Source organism: Affinundibacterium amnicola, assembly GCF_014284275.1.
GTDB lineage: Bacteria > Pseudomonadota > Gammaproteobacteria > Burkholderiales > Burkholderiaceae_D > Undibacterium > Undibacterium amnicola.
The window spans coordinates 134,764-153,674 of the sequence record NZ_JACOFU010000006.1; the positions used below are offsets into that span (position 1 = coordinate 134,764).

18 protein-coding genes are annotated in these 18,911 nt (G+C 45.4%); 6 read left to right on the forward strand and 12 right to left on the reverse strand.

Features of this window, described 5'->3' with window-relative positions:
- Positions 1–12 precede the first annotated feature (12 nt).
- Genes H8K33_RS14810 through H8K33_RS14820 form a run of 3 tightly spaced genes read right to left on the reverse strand, consistent with a single transcriptional unit; the run spans position 13 to position 2,724 of the window.
- Positions 13–495, reverse strand: coding sequence for a glutathione peroxidase (locus H8K33_RS14810; RefSeq protein WP_186891825.1), 483 nt, complete (start codon positions 493–495; stop codon positions 13–15).
- Positions 492–1,628: a PilT/PilU family type 4a pilus ATPase gene (locus tag H8K33_RS14815; protein ID WP_186891826.1), complete on the reverse strand. Its 1,137-nt coding sequence runs from the start codon at positions 1,626–1,628 to the stop codon at positions 492–494. The genes H8K33_RS14810 and H8K33_RS14815 overlap by 4 nt, the downstream gene beginning before the upstream one ends.
- A gap of 52 nt (positions 1,629–1,680) precedes the next feature.
- Positions 1,681–2,724, reverse strand: coding sequence for a type IV pilus twitching motility protein PilT (locus tag H8K33_RS14820; RefSeq protein ID WP_186891827.1), 1,044 nt, complete (start codon positions 2,722–2,724; stop codon positions 1,681–1,683).
- 126 nt (positions 2,725–2,850) lie between these two features.
- On the opposite strand from H8K33_RS14820, the gene H8K33_RS14825 reads away from it, so the two are divergent.
- From H8K33_RS14825 to H8K33_RS14835, 3 genes are all read left to right on the forward strand, one after another.
- On the forward strand, positions 2,851–3,567 hold the full coding sequence (locus H8K33_RS14825; protein ID WP_186891828.1) for a YggS family pyridoxal phosphate-dependent enzyme: 717 nt from the start codon (positions 2,851–2,853) through the stop codon (positions 3,565–3,567).
- Positions 3,557–4,381, forward strand: a complete 825-nt coding sequence (proC, locus tag H8K33_RS14830; protein ID WP_186891829.1) for a pyrroline-5-carboxylate reductase — start codon at positions 3,557–3,559, stop codon at positions 4,379–4,381. The genes H8K33_RS14825 and proC overlap by 11 nt, the downstream gene beginning before the upstream one ends.
- A gap of 69 nt (positions 4,382–4,450) precedes the next feature.
- Positions 4,451–5,305 (forward strand): PA4780 family RIO1-like protein kinase, encoded by an 855-nt coding sequence (locus tag H8K33_RS14835; protein WP_186891830.1) that lies wholly within the window; start codon positions 4,451–4,453, stop codon positions 5,303–5,305.
- A gap of 19 nt (positions 5,306–5,324) precedes the next feature.
- Here H8K33_RS14835 and H8K33_RS14840 read toward each other — a convergent pair whose 3' ends face one another.
- The 7 genes from H8K33_RS14840 to H8K33_RS14870 form a co-directional block, all read right to left on the reverse strand.
- Positions 5,325–5,675, reverse strand: a complete 351-nt coding sequence (locus H8K33_RS14840) for a YqjK family protein (RefSeq protein ID WP_186891831.1) — start codon at positions 5,673–5,675, stop codon at positions 5,325–5,327.
- 3 nt (positions 5,676–5,678) lie between these two features.
- A complete protein-coding gene (locus tag H8K33_RS14845) occupies positions 5,679–6,116 on the reverse strand; it encodes a phage holin family protein (RefSeq protein WP_186891832.1) in 438 nt (145 codons plus the stop codon).
- Positions 6,117–6,121: 5 nt separating this feature from the next.
- Complete coding sequence (locus H8K33_RS14850; protein WP_186891833.1) at positions 6,122–6,433, reverse strand: ElaB/YgaM/YqjD family protein; 312 nt, start codon at positions 6,431–6,433, stop codon at positions 6,122–6,124.
- Positions 6,434–6,623: 190 nt separating this feature from the next.
- Positions 6,624–7,490 (reverse strand): 4-hydroxybenzoate octaprenyltransferase, encoded by an 867-nt coding sequence (gene ubiA, locus H8K33_RS14855; protein WP_186891834.1) that lies wholly within the window; start codon positions 7,488–7,490, stop codon positions 6,624–6,626.
- An 81-nt stretch (positions 7,491–7,571) separates the two neighbouring features.
- Entirely contained in the window at positions 7,572–8,516 is a 945-nt protein-coding gene (locus H8K33_RS14860) for a hydrogen peroxide-inducible genes activator (RefSeq protein ID WP_186891835.1), read from the reverse strand.
- Positions 8,517–8,811: 295 nt separating this feature from the next.
- On the reverse strand, positions 8,812–9,570 hold the full coding sequence (locus H8K33_RS14865) for a LytR/AlgR family response regulator transcription factor (protein WP_186891836.1): 759 nt from the start codon (positions 9,568–9,570) through the stop codon (positions 8,812–8,814).
- Positions 9,571–9,580: 10 nt separating this feature from the next.
- Positions 9,581–10,909, reverse strand: a complete 1,329-nt coding sequence (locus H8K33_RS14870) for a sensor histidine kinase (protein WP_186891837.1) — start codon at positions 10,907–10,909, stop codon at positions 9,581–9,583.
- 358 nt (positions 10,910–11,267) lie between these two features.
- Here H8K33_RS14870 and H8K33_RS14875 point away from each other — a divergent pair, with 358 nt between their 5' ends.
- Together H8K33_RS14875 and H8K33_RS14880 are read left to right on the forward strand one after the other, a co-directional pair.
- Positions 11,268–12,161, forward strand: a complete 894-nt coding sequence (locus H8K33_RS14875; protein ID WP_186891838.1) for an ABC transporter ATP-binding protein — start codon at positions 11,268–11,270, stop codon at positions 12,159–12,161.
- 10 nt (positions 12,162–12,171) lie between these two features.
- Positions 12,172–15,762 (forward strand): ABC transporter permease/M1 family aminopeptidase, encoded by a 3,591-nt coding sequence (locus H8K33_RS14880; RefSeq protein ID WP_186891839.1) that lies wholly within the window; start codon positions 12,172–12,174, stop codon positions 15,760–15,762.
- A gap of 59 nt (positions 15,763–15,821) precedes the next feature.
- On the opposite strand, the gene H8K33_RS14885 is transcribed toward H8K33_RS14880, so the two are convergent.
- The gene (locus H8K33_RS14885) at positions 15,822–16,313 is read right to left on the reverse strand and encodes a GNAT family N-acetyltransferase (protein ID WP_186891840.1); all 492 of its coding nucleotides are present in this window, start codon (positions 16,311–16,313) and stop codon (positions 15,822–15,824) included.
- Positions 16,314–16,470: 157 nt separating this feature from the next.
- Positions 16,471–16,983 (reverse strand): peptidylprolyl isomerase, encoded by a 513-nt coding sequence (locus tag H8K33_RS14890; protein ID WP_186891841.1) that lies wholly within the window; start codon positions 16,981–16,983, stop codon positions 16,471–16,473.
- A gap of 473 nt (positions 16,984–17,456) precedes the next feature.
- Between H8K33_RS14890 and H8K33_RS14895 the strand changes: the two genes are divergently transcribed.
- Positions 17,457–18,815: a DUF3422 family protein gene (locus H8K33_RS14895; RefSeq protein WP_186891842.1), complete on the forward strand. Its 1,359-nt coding sequence runs from the start codon at positions 17,457–17,459 to the stop codon at positions 18,813–18,815.
- Positions 18,816–18,911: the final 96 nt, after the last annotated feature.

Here is an 18,911-nt window from a genome sequence, read left to right on the forward strand (position 1 = left end):
AGCGTTGATAATCTAAGGTTTTAATAACTGCAAAATATCTTCGCGGATTTCTAATGGCGTGGTTTGCGGTGCATAGCGTTTGAAGACGCTTCCATCACGTTGAATCAGAAATTTTGTGAAATTCCACTTGATCATTTCGGTGCCCATCACGCCAGGCGCATGACTTTTTAGATATTGAAATAAGGGATGCGCATTGTCACCATTCACATCGACTTTTTCAAACATCGGAAAGCTCACACCATAGTTTTTCTCACAGAAAGCGCCGATGTCATTGGCATCACCGGGCTCTTGCTGACCAAATTGATTGCAGGGAAATCCTAATACGCTGAAACCCTGTGCCTGAAATTCTTTATAGAGCGCTTCCAAACCCTTGTATTGCGGCGTATAGCCGCAATCACTGGCGGTATTGACGACTAGCACGACTTGTCCTGCATACTCCATTAGATCAGCATTGTCGCCATTCAGACGTTTGGCATGAAATCCTAGTGCGCTCATACGATGCCCAGATGTTGTGTGCCAGCTGAAAGATCTCGATTGCTGGCATCTTTGCCACGCAGTTTAATCGCTAAACGTAACTCATTGACTGAGTCGGCATTGCGTAAAGCATCTTCATAAGTGATCAAATCAGCTTCGTGCAAATCGAACAGCGATTTATCAAAGGTAATCATGCCGAGTTCTTCAGATTTCTTCATGATCTCTTTGATTTCATGCACATCTCCCTTAAAAATCAAATCCGAAATCAATGGTGTATTGAGCATAATTTCAATCGCCGCAATTCGGCCTTTTTTACCGCGCAAGGGCACCAAACGCTGTGAAATCACGGCTTTTAAGTTCAAAGATAGATCCATCAATAATTGCGGACGACGTTCTTCGGGGAAGAAGTTAATCATACGATCCAAAGCTTGATTCGCACTATTCGCATGCAGTGTGGCTAAGCACAAGTGACCGGTTTCAGCAAAGGCAATTGCCAGATCCATCGTTTCGCGTGAACGGATTTCACCAATCTGAATCACATCAGGTGCCTGACGTAGGGTATTTTTTAAAGCGACTTCCCAATCATCGGTGTCGATACCAATTTCACGTTGTGTAATGATGCAATTGCCATGTGGGTGCACATACTCAATCGGGTCTTCAATGGTGATGATGTGACCGTAACTATTCGCGTTACGATGACCGACCATTGCCGCCAAAGTGGTCGATTTACCAGAACCAGTTGCGCCGACCATGATCACCAAGCCGCGTTTAGTCATGCCGATTTCTTTGAGTTGATTCGGTAGACCTAACTCTTCAAACGTAGGAATCGCTGAGGTAATCGTCCGCAACACCATGCCAACCCGACCTTGTTGTAAAAAGGCGGAAACACGGAAACGTCCCAGCCCCGGTGGGTTGATTGCGAAGTTACATTCTTTCGTCGATTCAAATTCAGATGCTTGTCTATCGTTCATGATAGCGCGTGCTAAATCGACGGTATGCGCTGGTGATAACACTTGATTTGAGACGGGTGTTACCTTGCCATCAATTTTGAAAGCTGGTGGGAATTCAGCGGTAATAAAAAGATCTGAACCATTTTTGCTCAACATCAGTTTGAGCAAATCGTTCATAAACTTGGTGGCCTGGTCGCGTTCCATGAAACTTCCTTTTTCGATGTTTATTTATTGTGAATTGATTTTTGGGGCGGCATCAGCCAGGGAAGTTTTCCGGGATTTTCGCAGCTGCTCGGGCCGTCGCAGCTGAAATAACGTTACGGCGTAATAAATCCGATAAATTTTGATCCAATGTTTGCATGCCAACATTACTACCTGTTTGAATCGCAGAATACATTTGAGCGATTTTCGCTTCACGAATTAAGTTACGAATCGCAGGAGTACCCACCATAATTTCATGAGCAGCTACGCGACCAGAGCCGTCTTTGGTTTTTAATAAAGTTTGCGAAATAACAGCCTGTAAGGATTCGGATAACATAGACCTCACCATTTCTTTTTCTTCCGCCGGGAAAACGTCAACAATACGATCAATGGTTTTTGCGGCAGAGGAGGTATGGAGCGTTCCAAATACTAAGTGACCTGTTTCTGCGGCAGTTAATGCCAGTCGAATAGTTTCCAAATCACGTAATTCACCAACCAGAATCACGTCTGGATCTTCACGCAAAGCAGAGCGTAAAGCATTTGAAAAAGAATGTGTGTGTGGACCAACTTCACGTTGATTAATCAGACATTTTTTAGAGTCATGGACAAATTCAATTGGATCCTCAACGGTTAGAATATGTCCGTACTCACTTTCATTGACGTGATTTACCATGCCAGCCAATGTAGTTGATTTACCGGAGCCAGTCGGTCCGGTTACCAGCACTAAGCCACGTGCTTTTAGTGCAAATTCAGCAAAGCACTTCGGCGCATTGAGTTGTTCCAGTGTCAGAATCTTTGATGGAATGGTACGCATAACCGCTGCGGCGCCACGTTCTTGATTAAACGCGTTAACACGGAAACGCGCCAGACCCGGAATCGCGAAAGAAAAGTCACACTCCAGATTTTCTTCAAAATGTTTGCGCTGACCATCATTCATGATGTCGTAAATCAGCGCATGCACATCTTTGTGTTCTAATGGCGGTAAATTAATCCGGCGCACATCGCCGTGTACGCGGATCATTGGCGGTAGGCCGGAAGATAGATGCAAATCGGATGCGTTATTCTTAACTGAGAATGCGAGAAGTTCTGAGATATCCATTTATAATCCGATACGAAATAATTGAAGGTGTGTTGATGTTGTTGTGTGAATCATGCAATCCACATACCTGAGTGATTCATTTGACTGCTGCCTGATATTCTTTAATGCTGTTTTACGTCCTTGATTATGTCCTCAATCCCCCAAAACTTGCAAGCCGTGCATGAGGCAATTGCACTAAGTGCAGCTCGCTATGACAGGAATCCAACTGAAATTGCCTTATTGGCAGTATCTAAAACCTTTGGTGCAGAACAGGTACTACAAGCCTGGCAGGCTGGACAGCGTGCATTTGGTGAAAATTATGTGCAAGAAGGTGTCGATAAAATTGCAGAAGTTCGACGCTTGTTAGCAGATGATGGCGGCGCTGAACAATTAGTCTGGCATTTTATCGGACCAATTCAAAGCAATAAAACACGTCAGATTGCGGAAAATTTCTCATGGGTGCATTCGATCGACAGAGAAAAAATCGCAACACGTTTATCTGAGCAACGTCCGTCAAGCGCGGGAAAGTTACAAGTCTGTTTGCAAGTGAATATCAGCGGTGAAGCGAGTAAGAGTGGCGTGACGCCAGATCAAGTGGACTCATTGGCAAAACATGTCGTTCAGTTGCCGAATTTATGTTTGCGTGGTCTGATGTGCGTGCCAGAGGCAAGCGAAGACGAAGCTGTGCAAAGACAGGCATTTCGTCAGTTAGCGGTGTTGCAGCGACAATTACAGACACAAGGAATTGCGGTGGATACTTTGTCGATGGGGATGAGCGCGGATATGCAGGCGGCAATCGCGGAAGGCAGCACCATAGTTCGAATTGGCAGTGCAATTTTTGGGAAGCGAGATTATGCAGTCTAGTTTGCGAATAGCTTTTATCGGTGGCGGCAATATGGCCAGTGCCATGATCAGTGGTTTGGTCAAACAAGTCGCATCACCTGCACAGATTTATGTGATTGATGTCAATGCAGAAAATTTGCAAAATCTGTCTGATCGTTATCGGGTCAGTACCAGCAGTGTAATGGATGCGCGATTGCTAGAGATGGATGTCATTGTGCTGGCAGTGAAGCCACAGCAATTGCATGCGGTGGCTGCGAGTTTGCGTGTTTTTGTAAAAACGCAGTTGATTTTGTCCGTGGCAGCAGGCATTCGAGCCGCTGATTTGTCACGCTGGTTAGGCGGTCATAGCAAGATTGTCAGGGCGATGCCTAATACTCCCGCTATGATCGGTCTTGGCATGACAGGACTGTATGCCATGGATGCAGTGATAGACGAAGAACGGAAATTGGCAGAGACGATGATGCAAGCCGTCGGCGACAGTTTGTGGGTTGATAATGAATCGATGATAGATGCCGTGACTGCGGTATCTGGTAGCGGTCCGGCATATGTATTTTATTTTATCGAAGCAATGCAAGAAGCTGCGATGCAACTGGGTTTTGACGCAAGCCAGGCGCGCCAATTAGCCTTATCCACCTTCAACGGTGCAGCGCAGCTAGCGAAACAATCAGAAGAGCCAGTGTCAAGCTTACGTGAACGCGTCACGTCGAAAGGCGGAACAACTTATGCTGCCTTGTGTAGTATGGACGATAGCGCAGTTAAAGCCGCGATTCATCAAGCAGTACAAGCTGCAGCGCTACGCGGTAAAGAATTGGGTGACGAGTTTGGACGACATTAATTGGCGACGATGCCGTGCTCTTAGAATGACCCGCATCAACGACCTTACCACAGCAAGGATTTGCAGCTTATGAAAACACCTAAGCGCTTACAGCCCTTAGTCGATGAAGGAATGATCGATGAAGTCTTGCGTCAATTGATGAGTGGCAAAGAGGCGACCGTCTTTGTAGTGCGTTGCGGTGATCAGATACGCTGCGCCAAAATGTATAAAGAAGCTGGACAGCGTAGCTTCAAACAGGCCGCTGCTTATCAAGAAGGGCGCACGGTGAAAAACAGCCGACAAGCGCGTGCTATGCAAAAAGGTTCTAAGTATGGTCGCAAGATGCAGGAAGAGGTTTGGCAAAATGCCGAGGTTGATGCGCTGTATAAATTAGCCGATGCTGGGGTGCGAGTGCCAACACCGTACATCTGTTTTGAAGGCGTCTTGCTGATGGATCTGGTCAGTACGGCTGATGGTCAAGTCGCACCGCGTTTGAATGATGTTAGTCTGAGTTATGCGCAAGCTTTGGTGTACCACGAAGAGTTGATTCAGCAAGTGGTTTTGATGTTATGTGCTGGCATTATTCATGGTGACTTATCTGAATTCAATATTCTTTTGAATGAACAAGGCCCAGTGATTATTGACTTGCCACAAGCAATTAATGCTGCTGGCAATATGGGTGCGGCAGCCATGTTGTACCGTGATGTGGATAATCTGAAAAACTACTTTAGTCAGTTCGCGCCAGAGTTAGCTAAGACGCAGTATGGTAAAGAAATCTGGAATCTTTACGTCGCAGGTTTATTACGACCTGATACCGTGTTGACTGGCATCGTGGCGGAAGACAAACGTCCTGTGGATGTGGGCGCGGTGATAGAAGAAATCGAATTGGCCCGCATGGAAGCAGAGGAAGAAGCGCAACGACGTTTGGCGAATTCTACTTTGTAGTAGATTCGATTGCATCCTACTATTGTGGTTCATTAGTGCCAGTTTTCCAACGTCGCAGCAATGGAATTAAGGGCATCAGCACTGGTGCAAGTCTGAGCCATAAACGCCAACTGGATACGCCAGTTTTCAATAACCACAAAATACGTTTGGGTTTGATGATCGTGAGCCCGGCAGCCAGTGCTGCGATTAAGATCGGTGATGCGCGAAGTGCTTTTGCGGTGCGCAGGCCAAGTTCGATGAATCGCAAATCATGCTGTAATTGTGCGCTTTGCCAAATCAGTTCTTGCCTTTGCTGATGACAACGCTCAACTAATGCCAAGCGTTTGGCTTGTAACTGTTGCTGACGGTTGCCTAGAGCAATTTTTGGCATCGCTTAAAAGCCCTCGTTATCTTCAGCAGACTTGTTTCTCTTGGACGCAGCTTGAATAGAATCCTGTGCTAGGTTTGCTGAGCTTTGGCGTAGCGTTTGCAAATCGTTTTGTAGCTCGTTCAAACTTGCGCTGAATAAGCGTGGTTTGTTTTTTATCGCTGATTTAAGATAAAGCACGATAGACAAAGTGGCGACTCCAAATAGCGCGATCAAACCACATAAAGCCAATTCACGGTGGCTATCCCAAAACAGAATCAGCACCAATAGAATGATGAGTAAGATGCTCACGATACCGCAAAACAGGACAAGCAAAGATAGAAGAAGATAGCCAGCATAGCGGCCAAATTCTTCTTCGATTTCGACCGAGGCCAATTCTAATCGCGTGTGTAGCGTCTCAATTAGACTGGTACCCAGTCGAACGATGGAATCCGTGATTGCCATCTGGTTTATTTATTTCTGGCGATGAGTAAGCCTACCAATAAGCCGACACCAGCAGCGATCCCCGCCGTTTTCCAAGGGTTATCATGGACATAGGCATCGGTGGCGTGCGCCGCGTCTTTGGTTTTTTGTACGACGACTTCTTCAATCCGGTGGATTTCTTGTTTGGCGTTTTTCAAGGTCGCTTCGAGTTTATCTTTGGCACTTTGAAAACCATCACCCGCTTGTTGTTCTGAATTCTTAATCAGTTCTTCGGCGTCTTTCAGAACTTGTGTGAGTTCGCGCATCAGGTTGGCTTTGTGTTGATCGGCTGAATTCATGGTATTTCCCTTTTTCAAAATGAGCTAACAAAGAACATAGAGTAGAACAAGAACAAAGTACATCGAAAATCAGTCTAGAACTAAAAGCAGGTTTTGTTTTGCGTTAGCGCAAAATAGTGGCATTTATATTGATATTGATGGCGACATTGATTGTGAAATTGAATAGGAACAAGCTAGGCGATGATTTCACTTAGCGCATTAAGTAGTCAATGACAATACCAGAGAAAACCGCCGCGCCCAACCAATTATTATGACGGAAGGCAGCAAAGCATTTTGCCCGGTCACGCTCTTTGATTAAGCTGTAGTGATAAATTGCGATTAATCCAGCAAGCACAACGCCAATGATAAACGGCCAGCTTAATCCAAATTGTAGACCGCAGATGAGAATAAGCAATAAAGAAATGAGGTAGCTGAGCATGATTGCCAGCACATCCCAGTTCCCGAAAGTGATGGCCGAGGTTTTAATGCCGATTTTTAAATCATCTTCCCTATCCACCATTGCATACTCAGTGTCATAGGCAATTGCCCAAAATACATTGGCGACTAAGAGCCACCATGCCTGAGTTGGAATCGCATCATTCACGGTAGCAAAGGCCATTGGTATGCCGAAGCCGAAAGCGATTCCAAGGTAAGCTTGCGGGATGGCAAAAAAACGTTTGAAATAGGGATAAGAAGCCGCCACGATCACTGCGACTACTGATAATTGTTTGGTCAGCGCATTGAGTGGCAAAATCAGTGCGAAAGATAGCAGTGCCAAGACTACGGCTAGCATGACTGCTTCCCATGATTTGATCTTGCCGCTGGTGAGTGGACGTTCTGCCGTGCGCTGCACATGCTTGTCGAAATCGCGATCTGCGTAATCATTGATTGCGCAACCAGCCGAACGCATCAAGGCGGTACCTAAACAGAAAATCACTAAATGCTGCCATGATGGCTGACCGTCAGACGCGATCCATAATGCGCTTAGTGTTGGCCATAGCAATAGCAAAATGCCGATAGGTTTATCCAAACGTACCAGTTTGAAATAGAGGGCTAAACGAGTGGTGAAGAAATTCATGAGATGCGCAGGTTCATAGACTTATGAAGAATGCGCATTATAGAGTTATTCTGGAACAGTCGGTGCGTGCGAGTAGGTGCTTTATTGCGCGACCGCGTCAACATCTAGCATGGTTACCCCGGCTAAATTACAGTCTAAGACTGCTTGCCGGATGGCTTCAATTGCTGCATGGCGCGTAAAGCTCTTGCGCCAGGCAATGACCACGCGACGATCTGGAGCGCGGTTGCTGAAAGGAACATAGCGCAACATGCTGTCTTTTGCGTGCAAATCCGAGACGGATGCCATGGGGAGGACGGTGATCCCGATTCCAGACGCGACCATGTGGCGTATAGTTTCTAGTGACGATCCTTCAAAAGTGCGGGCAATGCCATCGCTAGCAGTGGAAAAACGCGCCATCTCTGGGCAAACCTCCAAAACCTGGTCTCGGAAGCAATGACCACTGCCAAGTAATAACATGGTTTCGGATTTTAATTCTTCTGCAGAGACAGATGAGCGATTTGCCCACGGATGGTCTTTTGGCATGGCAACTACAAAAGGCTCATCATATAAGGGCTGCACCATCATCCCGTGATCTGGCAAAGGCAGAGCCATAATCGCTGCATCAAGCTCACCTTGACGTAATAATTCCATCAATTTGACGGTAAAATTTTCCTGCAAGATCAGTGGCATTTGCGGCACTTTAGCGATCATGCTTTTTACTAAGCCAGGTAACAGATAAGGACCGATCGTGTAAATAATACCAAGTCGGAAAGGGCCGTTTAAGGGATCCTTGTTTTGCTTCGCGATTTCCTTGATTACTGCGGTTTGTTCTAACACGCGCTCTGCCTGTGCGACGATCTGTGCACCTAAAGGCGTGGTAGAAACTTCTGTACCACCACGTTCGAATATGGTCACGCCTAATTCATCTTCGAGTTTTTTAATTGCTACAGATAATGTTGGCTGAGCGACAAAACAAGCCTCCGCCGCGTGTCCAAAATGCTTTTGGCGGGCAACTGCAACAATGTATTTTAATTCGGTGAGTGTCATGTAATCAGTGTGGCACAGACTGAGGCTTTAGTCAGTAGGTGCTTTTGCATTTTTTTAGAAAAAATTAAAAATATTGCCTAAGCGTTTTTTAGGCTTTTGATTCGCAACTCATCGGCATAGTAGCTGATACATCATTAAAGTGGCCTCTGTACAAGCTACTGCGCGGCCGAATATTGAATCTTTGACCGCTCATGACAGTTGTGTAGCGGTCTCTTCAATGGAGAAGTGTATTGAAAATCAATTGTTCTTGAGTTAACTCGTCTATTTTTTAGTTCACATTTCCTCTCAATCCTACTCACATACCCTTGAAGCGCCAAGCATAAGTTTGGCTAACTTTCAGTTGCTCTGCATGGTTTTTTAACTCGACCAGAATATTTCCCATCTCATCGCGACGCGCGCGGGCGATTGCATGTGGATTCACCATCGTGCTGCGATGAATTTGCCAAAATTGATCTGGTGCTAAACCTTTTTGTAACTCTTTGATGGAGGTGCGAATATGGCCTTCATCATCGGCGCTGACCACGCGGGTGTAGCGCAAATCGGATTCGAAGAATAAGACTTCCTCAATCGGAAATAGCTTGATGGTATTGCCAGAGCTGGCGCTAATCCAACGTATTTTTTCGGTTTCTTGTGGCGCCCGCAGTCGTTGATCTAATGCCGCCATCACTTGGATTAAATCTTTTGGCGTGGTACCAGCGCTGAGTTGTTCCTTGATGCGCAAAACTGTGTGCTGCAAACGTTCCTCTGTGATTGGTTTGAGCAAGTAATCAATTGCACCGAGTTTAAACGCTTCAATCGCATGATTGTCGTATGCGGTCGTAAACACAACCCGGCATTTGCCATCACTGGCACGGGCAACATCAAGACCACTTAATTCTGGCATACGGATATCTAAGAAGGCGATATCGGCTTGCAGCTTGGCAATCGCATCTAAGGCATCGCCGCCATCTTCGCAAGTGGCGATTATTTCGAGCTCAGGCCAGACCAGTTGTAACATGCGTTGCAGATCTAAGCGTTGCAGGTCTTCGTCGTCGGCAATAATGGCAGTTGGCATGCGAGTTCTCTCAAATTGTATTGTTTGGCTCAGACGAATATTTGTCGTAGCGACTGATTGGTAATAATATGCGCGCTTCTATGCCACCTTCTTCACGCATGCTTAATTCAAGACTAGCATCGCCAGCATATAAATGTTTTAGTCGCTCGCGGATATTACTTAATCCTATGCCGGAGCCAGAATTGCTGTGACCAAAACCGACACCATTGTCTTCCACACTTAAACACAATTGCTCAGTATTGGCTTGATCAGGCGTATTGATTTTTCTCGCCCTGACGGTAATTTGCACCGCCCCTTTTTTAGGTTCTATGCCATGTTTCACCGCATTTTCGACTAGGCTGATCAACATTAATGGCGGTACCGCACAATCCAATAATTCTGTTGGACATTCCACGTTAAAACTTAAACGTGGAATTCGCATGTGAATGACGCCTAAATAGGCACGTACAGAATCAAATTGATTGCCTACACTGGTTAACATTAAGTTGCCATCGCTGCGCATTTGCGGGATGGTCGAACGTAGATAATCGACCAAATGGTCAATGATAGCGACGCCGCGTGCCGGATCACTGAGCATCGCCGCGCGTACGCCTGACAATGTATTGAATAAAAAGTGTGGTTCGACTTGGCTGGCGAGAACCGATAAGCGCATCTGCGCTTGATTGCGTTCGTTTTTATATTGATCGAGTTTTTCTTGTGTACTGGCCTCTTCGAGTTCTCGACTTTGCTTAAGATAAGTGCGAAAGTCGAGTACGCCGCCCCACCAACTTAATAATACAATCCACAGCATGATATTGGCGATATTGACATCGTGCTCCTGTTCATCTGTGATAATTATTCCCATTTTTACCTCATTGCTTTTGCTGAGCTCATGAAGTTTTTCCTTGGTTTCAGGACTGGTTTTTTTCATTTTTTTGTCGACTAATCGATCTGCTGACTCGACAATCACGAGTGAAAGGGCAATGCCTAAGATAAGGCCAGTGGCAATACCTAACATTTCATTTTTCTTTTGCCACTGCCTCTTTTTGACTTGTGTTGCGAGCCAGCGTCCTCCTAGTAAATTCAAGGCGATTCCTAAATAGAGCACAAGAAACATCAGGAAAGGTCTTTCCGCTTCGGGAGACTGTATTTTCTCGTTCGCAACGATGACCGAAATGACTAGCATGATCAATGCCAATACGCCCAAGGGCGCAGTAAAACCCAGCGCACGATAGCGGAACCAAGTTTGACTAAAAACTGGGTAATGCTGCGCCTTCACCGACCAGCTACCAAGCTTGTCGATCAATTTTCCAGGTAAGGGCTGGTCAGATGTGACCGGTTTTTTTTCTAAGCTTGACATAGAAGTAGGTGCAGGTTGGTTCAACATAATGCAATGTGCAGGAAGAACTTGCACTATTCCAGTTTTTAGAGGTAGCCGGAGGATTTGCGATGGAGCGGATAAAACGAGACATCAGTTTACAGTTTTCGGTCATGAAAGCGAAAGTAGTTTGGTGTAAATGCAACCTGTATGCAAGTGGATGAGAAGCACGTAAACCTACTTCATGTCGGATTTCTGGCTTTGATGCCTAAATTTGCCTACTTGATCGCATTTGAAATGATTTGTGCCGATGTCATGTATATTTTGTACGGTATGTCATAGAAAAATTATCCTCGCTACATTATTGATTATTGAAGTCTTACACGAAGGAGCTTACCTCATGCTGTCGATTAAAAATTTAAATAAAACTTACGCCAATGGCGTGCATGCAACGAATAATGTGAATTTGGAAATCCCGAATGGATTATTTGGTTTATTAGGCCCTAATGGCGCGGGTAAATCGTCCTTGATGCGAACTATAGCGACTTTGCAAGAACCTGATAGCGGCTCGATTCACTTTAATGGTTTGGACGTCTTAAAAAATAAAGAAGAACTTCGACGTCAATTGGGCTACCTTCCACAAGACTTTGGTGTTTACCCAAAAGTATCCGCAGAAGATTTATTGAATCATTTCGCTGTCTTGAAAGGCATTACCAATAAAGCTGACCGTAAACAATCGGTTGAAGGCTTACTACGTCAAACGAATTTGTGGGATGCGCGCAAGCGTGCTCTGGGAACCTACTCTGGTGGTATGCGTCAACGTTTTGGCATTGCGCAAGCTCTGTTGGGATCACCAAAGTTGGTGATCGTAGACGAGCCAACAGCAGGACTTGATCCCGATGAGCGTAATCGCTTTCTGAATTTGTTGTCGGAAATTGGTGAACAGGTAGTCGTGATTTTGTCTACTCACATCGTTGAAGATGTTACTGACCTATGTCCACGTATGGCGATGATCGCGAAAGGCCAGGTCTTGGTACAAGGTGAGCCGCAGGTAGCGATTGATTCACTGCAAAACAAAGTTTGGCGTTGCAGTGTCAGTAAAGAAGCGCTGCCAACTTATCAAGAAAAGTTCACAGTACTGACGACCCGTCTGGTTGCTGGCAAACCGCAAATCAATGTGTATTCAGAAACCCAGCCGGACGACGGCTTCCGTCAAGTGGAAGCGAACTTAGAAGACGTGTATTTCCTGCAATTACGCAAATCACAAAATAGCGCTCCTGCGCTTGCTGTTTAAGGAGCCTGCTATGTGGTTAGAATTCTTTAAGTTTGACTTACGTTTTCAACTTAAGCAGCCATTGCTGTGGGTGATTGCTTTAATCTTTGGCGCACTCGCATTCGGTGCGGCTAGCAGTGATGCGATTACCGTCGGTGGTGCCGTAGGCAATGTAAATCGTAATGCCCCAACGGTAATTGCACAGTTTCTCGGCGTGTTTAGTGTGCTATCGATGTTCGTCGTTACCATCTTTATCGCTGGTGCCGTCTTGCGCGATGCTGAAATTGGTATCTCAGATATGTTGTTCGCGACACCGATGCGCAAACATGATTATTTGATTGGTCGATTCGTCGCTGGCTTGGTTGCTTGCTTGGTGATTTTCCTGTTTGTGATTTTGGGTCTTCTGGTTGGTCCCTATATGCCTTGGGTGGACACCGCCCGAGTCGGTGCATTCACGCTGAAGCCCTTTGTTTGGGGATTGATGGTTTTCGTCATTCCTAATCTTTTATTTATCGGCGCTTTGTTGATGTTATTGGCAGCAACAACCCGTTCTATGATGATGGTGTATGTTGGTGTGATCGGCTTCTTTGTGCTGTGGCTTGTTGCTGGCGCTTTTACTCGTGACATTAGTAATGAATGGAGCGCAGTTTTGCTGGATCCATTTGGTCTACGTGCGTATGGCCGTATGGTTCGTTATTTTTCGACCGCTGAATCGAATTCTATTTTGCCAGCACTTGACGGCTATTTGTTGGCGAATCGCCTGTTGTGGACAACCATTGGGCTAACGATGTTTGCGTCGACATTAGTCCTATTTAAACCACAACGCGCCGGTACCGGACGTCGTTGGTTTGGTAAAGCAAAAATGGAGATTGCGAGCCAAGCGCCAACACCGCAATTGGCCAAAGTGAGTTTGCCAAAAGTTTCACAAGACAGTGGCACTGCAACAGCTTGGAAGCAGTTCTGGAGTGTTTTGAAATTTGACGTGCATGCAGTGTTTAAGAGTGTGCCGTTTCTGGTCATGCTGTTGTTCGGTTTGGTGAATTTTTTCGGTAGCGCTAGCCAATCGGGTGCGATGTTTGGTACCACGGTGTATCCAGTCACTACCAATATGCTGTCGATTATGGCAGGCAGCTTCAATTTTATGTTGATTATCATCGTCACCTTCTATGCAGGTGAACTGATTTTCAAAGAGCGTCAAGTCAAAATCGCTGATGTGGTTGACGCCATGCCCGTACCGAATTGGGTCCCTTTGCTGGCAAAATCTGCTGCTTTGATTGCTGTGATTTTAAGCTTCTTGAGTGCAGGAGCAATCGCTGGAATACTCATGCAGATGATTAAGGGCGGTGCTCCTATCGAATTGTCCTTGTATGTGAAAGGCGTTTTGCTCGGTGCCAGTGGCTTTATTTTATTGGGTTTACTCGCCTTAGTCCTTCAAGTACTAACGAACAATAAGTTTATTGGCTATTTGATGATGATCTTGGTATTGATTTCCCAAATCGTTTTCGGCACTCTGGATCTTGATCACAATTTATATAATTTTGCTGGCAGTTCGGCGACACCGTATTCGGATATGAATGGCTATGGTCATTTTTTAAATGGTTGGTCTTGGTTCACCTTGTATTGGAGTTTATTCACCGTTGCTTTGCTGATTTTGGCACAGGCATTCTGGGTGCGCGGTTTGTCACAAGAGTGGCGTATTCGTGCACGGCTGGCGATGTCGAAACTCAATAGCAAAGCTGGCCTTGCTTTGGCGCTGAGTATGATGGCCTTTGCGCTCACTGGTGGCTGGATTTTCTACAACACTAATGTATTGAATCAGTATCAGACCAAGACGGCGGCTTTGGATGAAACTGCTGAGTACGAGAAAAACTACAAACAATACAAACACTTTCCACATCCACGTTTGACCGATGTGAAAGCGAATGTTGACATCTATCCAGAGCAACGCAAAGTCCTTATCAATGGGCATTATGTATTGCAGAATAAATCGGCATTGCCACAAGATACTTTGCTTGTTCAGATAAACACCTCGGTAAAAACGGAATGGAAGAATTTACCTGCACATGAGCTTGTCTTGGATGATAAAAAATTGGGCTTTAGTGTTCTCAAACTCAAACAAGCGCTCGCCGCTGGTGAGAGTATAGCGCTGGATTTTGTTACGACTGTTGAGAATCCAGGATTTACCAATAGCGGAGCTGCAAACACGGTCAATCTGAACGGAACTTTTTTTAATGATCGTGCGTTTTTTCCACAGTTCGGTTATGCCTCCAATTTGGAATTACGCGACCGTAATGAACGTAGAAAGCGTGGCTTAGGTGAGCCAGAACGTATGCCGAAACTGGAAGATGAATCGGCGCGTGCTTACCATGCTTTAGGTAGTGAAGCGGATTGGATAAATTTTGAGACCACGATATCAACTAGCTCGGATCAAATCGCGGTAGCACCAGGCTATTTGCAGAAAACTTGGGATGATAATGGACGTCGTTACTTCCACTATAAAATGGATAGACCGATGATGCCATTCTTCGCCTTCTTATCTGCTCGCTGGGAAGTGAAAAAGGGTGATTGGAAAGGTATTCCGATTGAGATTTATTATGACAAGAAGCATACCTACAATATTGACCGCATGATTGAAAGTACAAAGAAATCTTTGGATTACTTTACCGCTAATTTCACCCCATATCAGCATCAACAAGTGCGAATTTTAGAGTTCCCGAGCTATGCGAGTTTTGCACAATCGTTTGCGAATACGATACCGTATTCTGAAGCGATTGGTTTCATTGCCGATTTGCGCGATAAGGATGATATTGACTATGTATTTTATGTGACTGCACATGAAATGGCGCATCAATGGTGGGGGCATCAGGTGATCGGTGCGAATATGCAAGGTTCGACTGTATTGATGGAATCCTTATCGCAATACTTCGCTCTGATGGTGATGGAAAAGGAATACGGACAGGATAAAATGCGTCGTTTCTTGAAGTATGAATTAGATGCCTATTTGCGCGGTCGTGGTGGTGAGTTGATTGAAGAATTGCCATTAGCACGCGTGGAAGGACAGCAATACATTCACTATCGAAAAGGCAGTTTGATTTTCTATCGCTTGCGTGATGAAATTGGCGAGGATGCTCTGAACCGTGCTTTGAAACGCTTCTTGCAAGATAAGGCGTATCAACAAGCACCGTACACGACGACCAAGGAGTTATTGACTTACATTCGTGAAGAAGCGCCGCAAGAAAAACATGCTTTGATCACGGATATGTTTGAAAAGATTGTGTTCTACGACAATCGCGTGACCGAAGCAAAAGCAGTGAAGCGCGCCGATGGTCAATGGGATGTGACGATGAAATTACATCTGGCAAAAATTGAGGTCGATGGCAAAGGTAAAGAAACGCCACGAGTTTATGATGAGCCAGTGGAAATCGCGATTTTCTCTCGTGCTGCAGGCGCTAAGGAAAAGGATGAAAAAGTTCTCTTTATAGAAAAACGCGTATTGCAGGGTAATACACCGAGCATCACGATGACGGTGAAAGACAAACCATTTGAGATTGGTGTTGATCCTTACAATAAATTGATCGATAGAGTTTCTAAAGACAACCGTAAGGAAATCAGTATTGAGTAGCGTAAAAATGCATTGATCGATACTACCGCTAATCAGTTTTGGTTAGCGGTTTTTTTTATTTATTCAGCCAAGCATTTATACATCACCAATGCATCCACATAGCCTAGTTGCGGGTGGAGAAATGCTTGCGGTAAACGACCAACGGTGGCGAAACCTAATTTTGTCCAGAGTTGCACAGCGACTTGATTGCTGGCAACGACAAAGTTAAATTGCATCGCTTGATACCCGTACTGTTTAGCGATTTCTTGCGAATGCTCACACATCAATCGCGCCAAGCCAAGACCACGTGCTTTCGGACTGACCATGTAGCCACAATTACATACATGTTTTCCACCGCCAGTTTGATTCGTTTTGATAAAGTAGCTGCCTAAAATCTCGCCATTGTCTTCTGCAACAAAAGTTTGTCTTGGGGTCTCCATCCACAGCTGAAAGGCTTGCTGTTGATCAGTGTCTTGTGGATAGGTATAGGTTTCACCAGCGGCCACAATGGTATGAAAGATCGGCCAGATTTGTTCGAAGTCTGAGGGTGTGGCAGGACGTATTTGAATCATAGCGAAAAGGCTCAATGATACGTGCAGCGGCAAGCTGCGGAGGTTGGTATCAGTGTGCGCATTTGAAGACGATCACACTGATTTTACTGACTACATTTCACTGATTACATGCAGTGAAATGCATTCAGTGAAATGCCGTCAGAAAGGATGCAATAAATTAAGCGCGAGAATCTAAAACTTCATTCCACTTCGCCAGCAATTCGGCTTGCTGTGCCAGCAGTTCAGTTGCGTCGCCTTCGATCGTCAATTTCTCAATCACATCACCGCGCACGATACTATTGACGACTTTTTGATCGTCCGCACTCACTACAACACCAAACACAGTATGTTTGCCGTTCAAATGTGGCGTTGCGCCGTGGGTGATGAAGAATTGGCTACCGTTGGTACCTGGACCCGCATTAGCCATAGACAAAATGCCTGCTTTGTCATGACGCAATTCGCTGTTGCATTCATCTTTAAAACGATAGCCAGGACCGCCCATGCCGGTACCGTCAGGGCAACCACCTTGGATCATGAAGTCATTGATTACGCGGTGAAAATTCAATCCGTCGTAGTAGCCACGTTGTGCCAGATTGACAAAGCTTGCACAGGTAACTGGAGTTTGATCTGCGAACAGATTCAAGTTAATCGTACCTTTATTGGTTTGCATGATGGCTTTGAGTTGAGTCATAGTTTCCTCTTGTTGATGAACATTAAACAAGGCTGAGCATGATCGTCAGCCAGACAGGGCTGCATTTTACCAGTACATCGTGTTTACTACGCCCACAAGTTTTGTGAAGCAGATTGATGGTATTAATCATGGAGCTACTCATAGTGATACTGCTAGTGGACGGCTTCTTTGCTACAATCAACGATGCATAGAGATTTGCGCATTTCTATTTACCGTATAGAAGTGTCCGCCTTTCTCAGGCTTATTATCTCCGGCTTATCAAAGCCAAAACGGTGATTCAAGGTTCCCACAAAGACGGCTTAGACTTTTGTTTTCCTAAGCAGACTCCCGCTTATTTTGTACGCAGAATTCGCAAGCTCATGCATGCACATATTGATACATTCTTTGTACATTCATTTGAGTACTTGTTCGTATGCCGTAATTTTCGGCAGTCGTTTTAAAAATCTTATTGATCACTTCTTGCGATATTAGCTATGCACTTTTTTGAATTAAATCATCATGCTCGGATTTCTTTAGCAGCAGAAATCCATTCGCGTCCGTTCTTAAATTTGAATGCGCCGGAGCTATTGACGCATCTGGCGGTTTATCCCGATTTTCAGTCCAACCAAGACTTGTCAATACAAGTCCAGCAGCATGATTTGTTGTTTGCCTTATGCCGCCATTTTGGTGTGAGTCCACCAGCCGTGGAAGCGAAGTATTTCTATTTTGATTTTGGTCCTTTCCGTTTGAAGTGGGAATGTCACACCGAATTTGCAACCTACACCTTTGCGCAGCACGCGGACGCTGGTTTGAGTTTGGAACAGGCTTTTAGTCAGATGCCGATCGCGCGGATTCCTGAAGCTTGGTTGCATCGCCTGCAAGGTAAATTGTTGGTAGCAGCACATTTGGTGTTGGATAACCGGCGTTTGCCAGTGAATGAATTCGTGCATGAGGTTCAGCATCTGTTTAAAGGCCATACGCTGGCGGGCAGCAGGGTCATGCAAGGTGGTGAATTCTGGTCCGATTTTGTGGTGCATGCAGATGGCTTTAGTCGTTTTGTCATTCGCGATGTTGATATGCGTGCACAGCAAGCAGGGCGATTAGCGCAACGTATTTTTGAGATTGAAACCTATCGTATGATGGCCTTGTTGGGTTTGCCAATTGCCCAAGCGACCACACCGCAACTGAATGCGATTGAAAGTGAGTTGGTTGATTTGGCGACCGCGATGGTGGCATCCGATCATGCCTTGAATGAATTGAATCTGGATAAAGATACAGATTCTGAGCGGCACTTATTAGAAAAAATTACCCACCTGGCCGCACGGATTGAGAAATTATCGCTAGAAAATAATTATCGCTTTTCTGCTTCGAAGGCGTATTTTGGATTGGTACACGCACGAATAGAAGAATTGCGTGAACAACGCGTTGAAGGCTTGCCCATGGTGGCAGAGTTTATGGATAGACGCTTAACACCTGCGATGAATACTTGTGATGCAGTCGCGAATCGACAAGAGGCATTGGCGCGAAGAATTGCGAATTCGAATGACTTATTACGTACGCGGGTTGGAATCGTGCAGGAAATGCAAAATAGAAAAATCTTGCAATCTTTGAACGCGCGCGCAGCTCAGCAATTGCATTTGCAGCAGGCAGTGGAGGGTTTGTCTGTTGCAGCGATTTCATATTACGTGATCGGTTTATTTGGTTATGTGGCGAAAGCCGCCAAAGAATTTGGCTGGATCGCCCACACAGAAAGTGCGGTTGGCGTTGCGGTGCCCTTGGTACTGGCGAGTGTCTGGTTAGGATTGCGTCATATGCATCGCCGTTTACATGCGAAGCGCATAGAGAAAGATTAGGTTAAAGCCGTTGTTTTTTTCATTCGCGTATTCACCTGCCACCGTCTCGACCAGCGCATGCCTTCTGATTTGCAACAGAACTTCCTAGCTTGGCTT

Excerpts from the sequence above, each read along its gene's own strand:
- H8K33_RS14810 (WP_186891825.1), bottom strand. The coding sequence starts at position 495 with ATGAGCGCACTAGGATTTCATGCCAAACGTCTGAATGGCGACAATGCT.
- H8K33_RS14815 (WP_186891826.1), bottom strand. The coding sequence starts at position 1,628 with ATGGAACGCGACCAGGCCACCAAGTTTATGAACGATTTGCTCAAACTG.
- H8K33_RS14820 (WP_186891827.1), bottom strand. The coding sequence starts at position 2,724 with ATGGATATCTCAGAACTTCTCGCATTCTCAGTTAAGAATAACGCATCC.
- H8K33_RS14825 (WP_186891828.1), top strand. The coding sequence starts at position 2,851 with ATGTCCTCAATCCCCCAAAACTTGCAAGCCGTGCATGAGGCAATTGCA.
- proC (WP_186891829.1), top strand. The coding sequence starts at position 3,557 with ATGCAGTCTAGTTTGCGAATAGCTTTTATCGGTGGCGGCAATATGGCC.
- H8K33_RS14835 (WP_186891830.1), top strand. The coding sequence starts at position 4,451 with ATGAAAACACCTAAGCGCTTACAGCCCTTAGTCGATGAAGGAATGATC.
- H8K33_RS14840 (WP_186891831.1), bottom strand. The coding sequence starts at position 5,675 with ATGCCAAAAATTGCTCTAGGCAACCGTCAGCAACAGTTACAAGCCAAA.
- H8K33_RS14845 (WP_186891832.1), bottom strand. The coding sequence starts at position 6,116 with ATGGCAATCACGGATTCCATCGTTCGACTGGGTACCAGTCTAATTGAG.
- H8K33_RS14850 (WP_186891833.1), bottom strand. The coding sequence starts at position 6,433 with ATGAATTCAGCCGATCAACACAAAGCCAACCTGATGCGCGAACTCACA.
- ubiA (WP_186891834.1), bottom strand. The coding sequence starts at position 7,490 with ATGAATTTCTTCACCACTCGTTTAGCCCTCTATTTCAAACTGGTACGT.
- H8K33_RS14860 (WP_186891835.1), bottom strand. The coding sequence starts at position 8,516 with ATGACACTCACCGAATTAAAATACATTGTTGCAGTTGCCCGCCAAAAG.
- H8K33_RS14865 (WP_186891836.1), bottom strand. The coding sequence starts at position 9,570 with ATGCCAACTGCCATTATTGCCGACGACGAAGACCTGCAACGCTTAGAT.
- H8K33_RS14870 (WP_186891837.1), bottom strand. The coding sequence starts at position 10,909 with ATGTCAAGCTTAGAAAAAAAACCGGTCACATCTGACCAGCCCTTACCT.
- H8K33_RS14875 (WP_186891838.1), top strand. The coding sequence starts at position 11,268 with ATGCTGTCGATTAAAAATTTAAATAAAACTTACGCCAATGGCGTGCAT.
- H8K33_RS14880 (WP_186891839.1), top strand. The coding sequence starts at position 12,172 with ATGTGGTTAGAATTCTTTAAGTTTGACTTACGTTTTCAACTTAAGCAG.
- H8K33_RS14885 (WP_186891840.1), bottom strand. The coding sequence starts at position 16,313 with ATGATTCAAATACGTCCTGCCACACCCTCAGACTTCGAACAAATCTGG.
- H8K33_RS14890 (WP_186891841.1), bottom strand. The coding sequence starts at position 16,983 with ATGACTCAACTCAAAGCCATCATGCAAACCAATAAAGGTACGATTAAC.
- H8K33_RS14895 (WP_186891842.1), top strand. The coding sequence starts at position 17,457 with ATGCACTTTTTTGAATTAAATCATCATGCTCGGATTTCTTTAGCAGCA.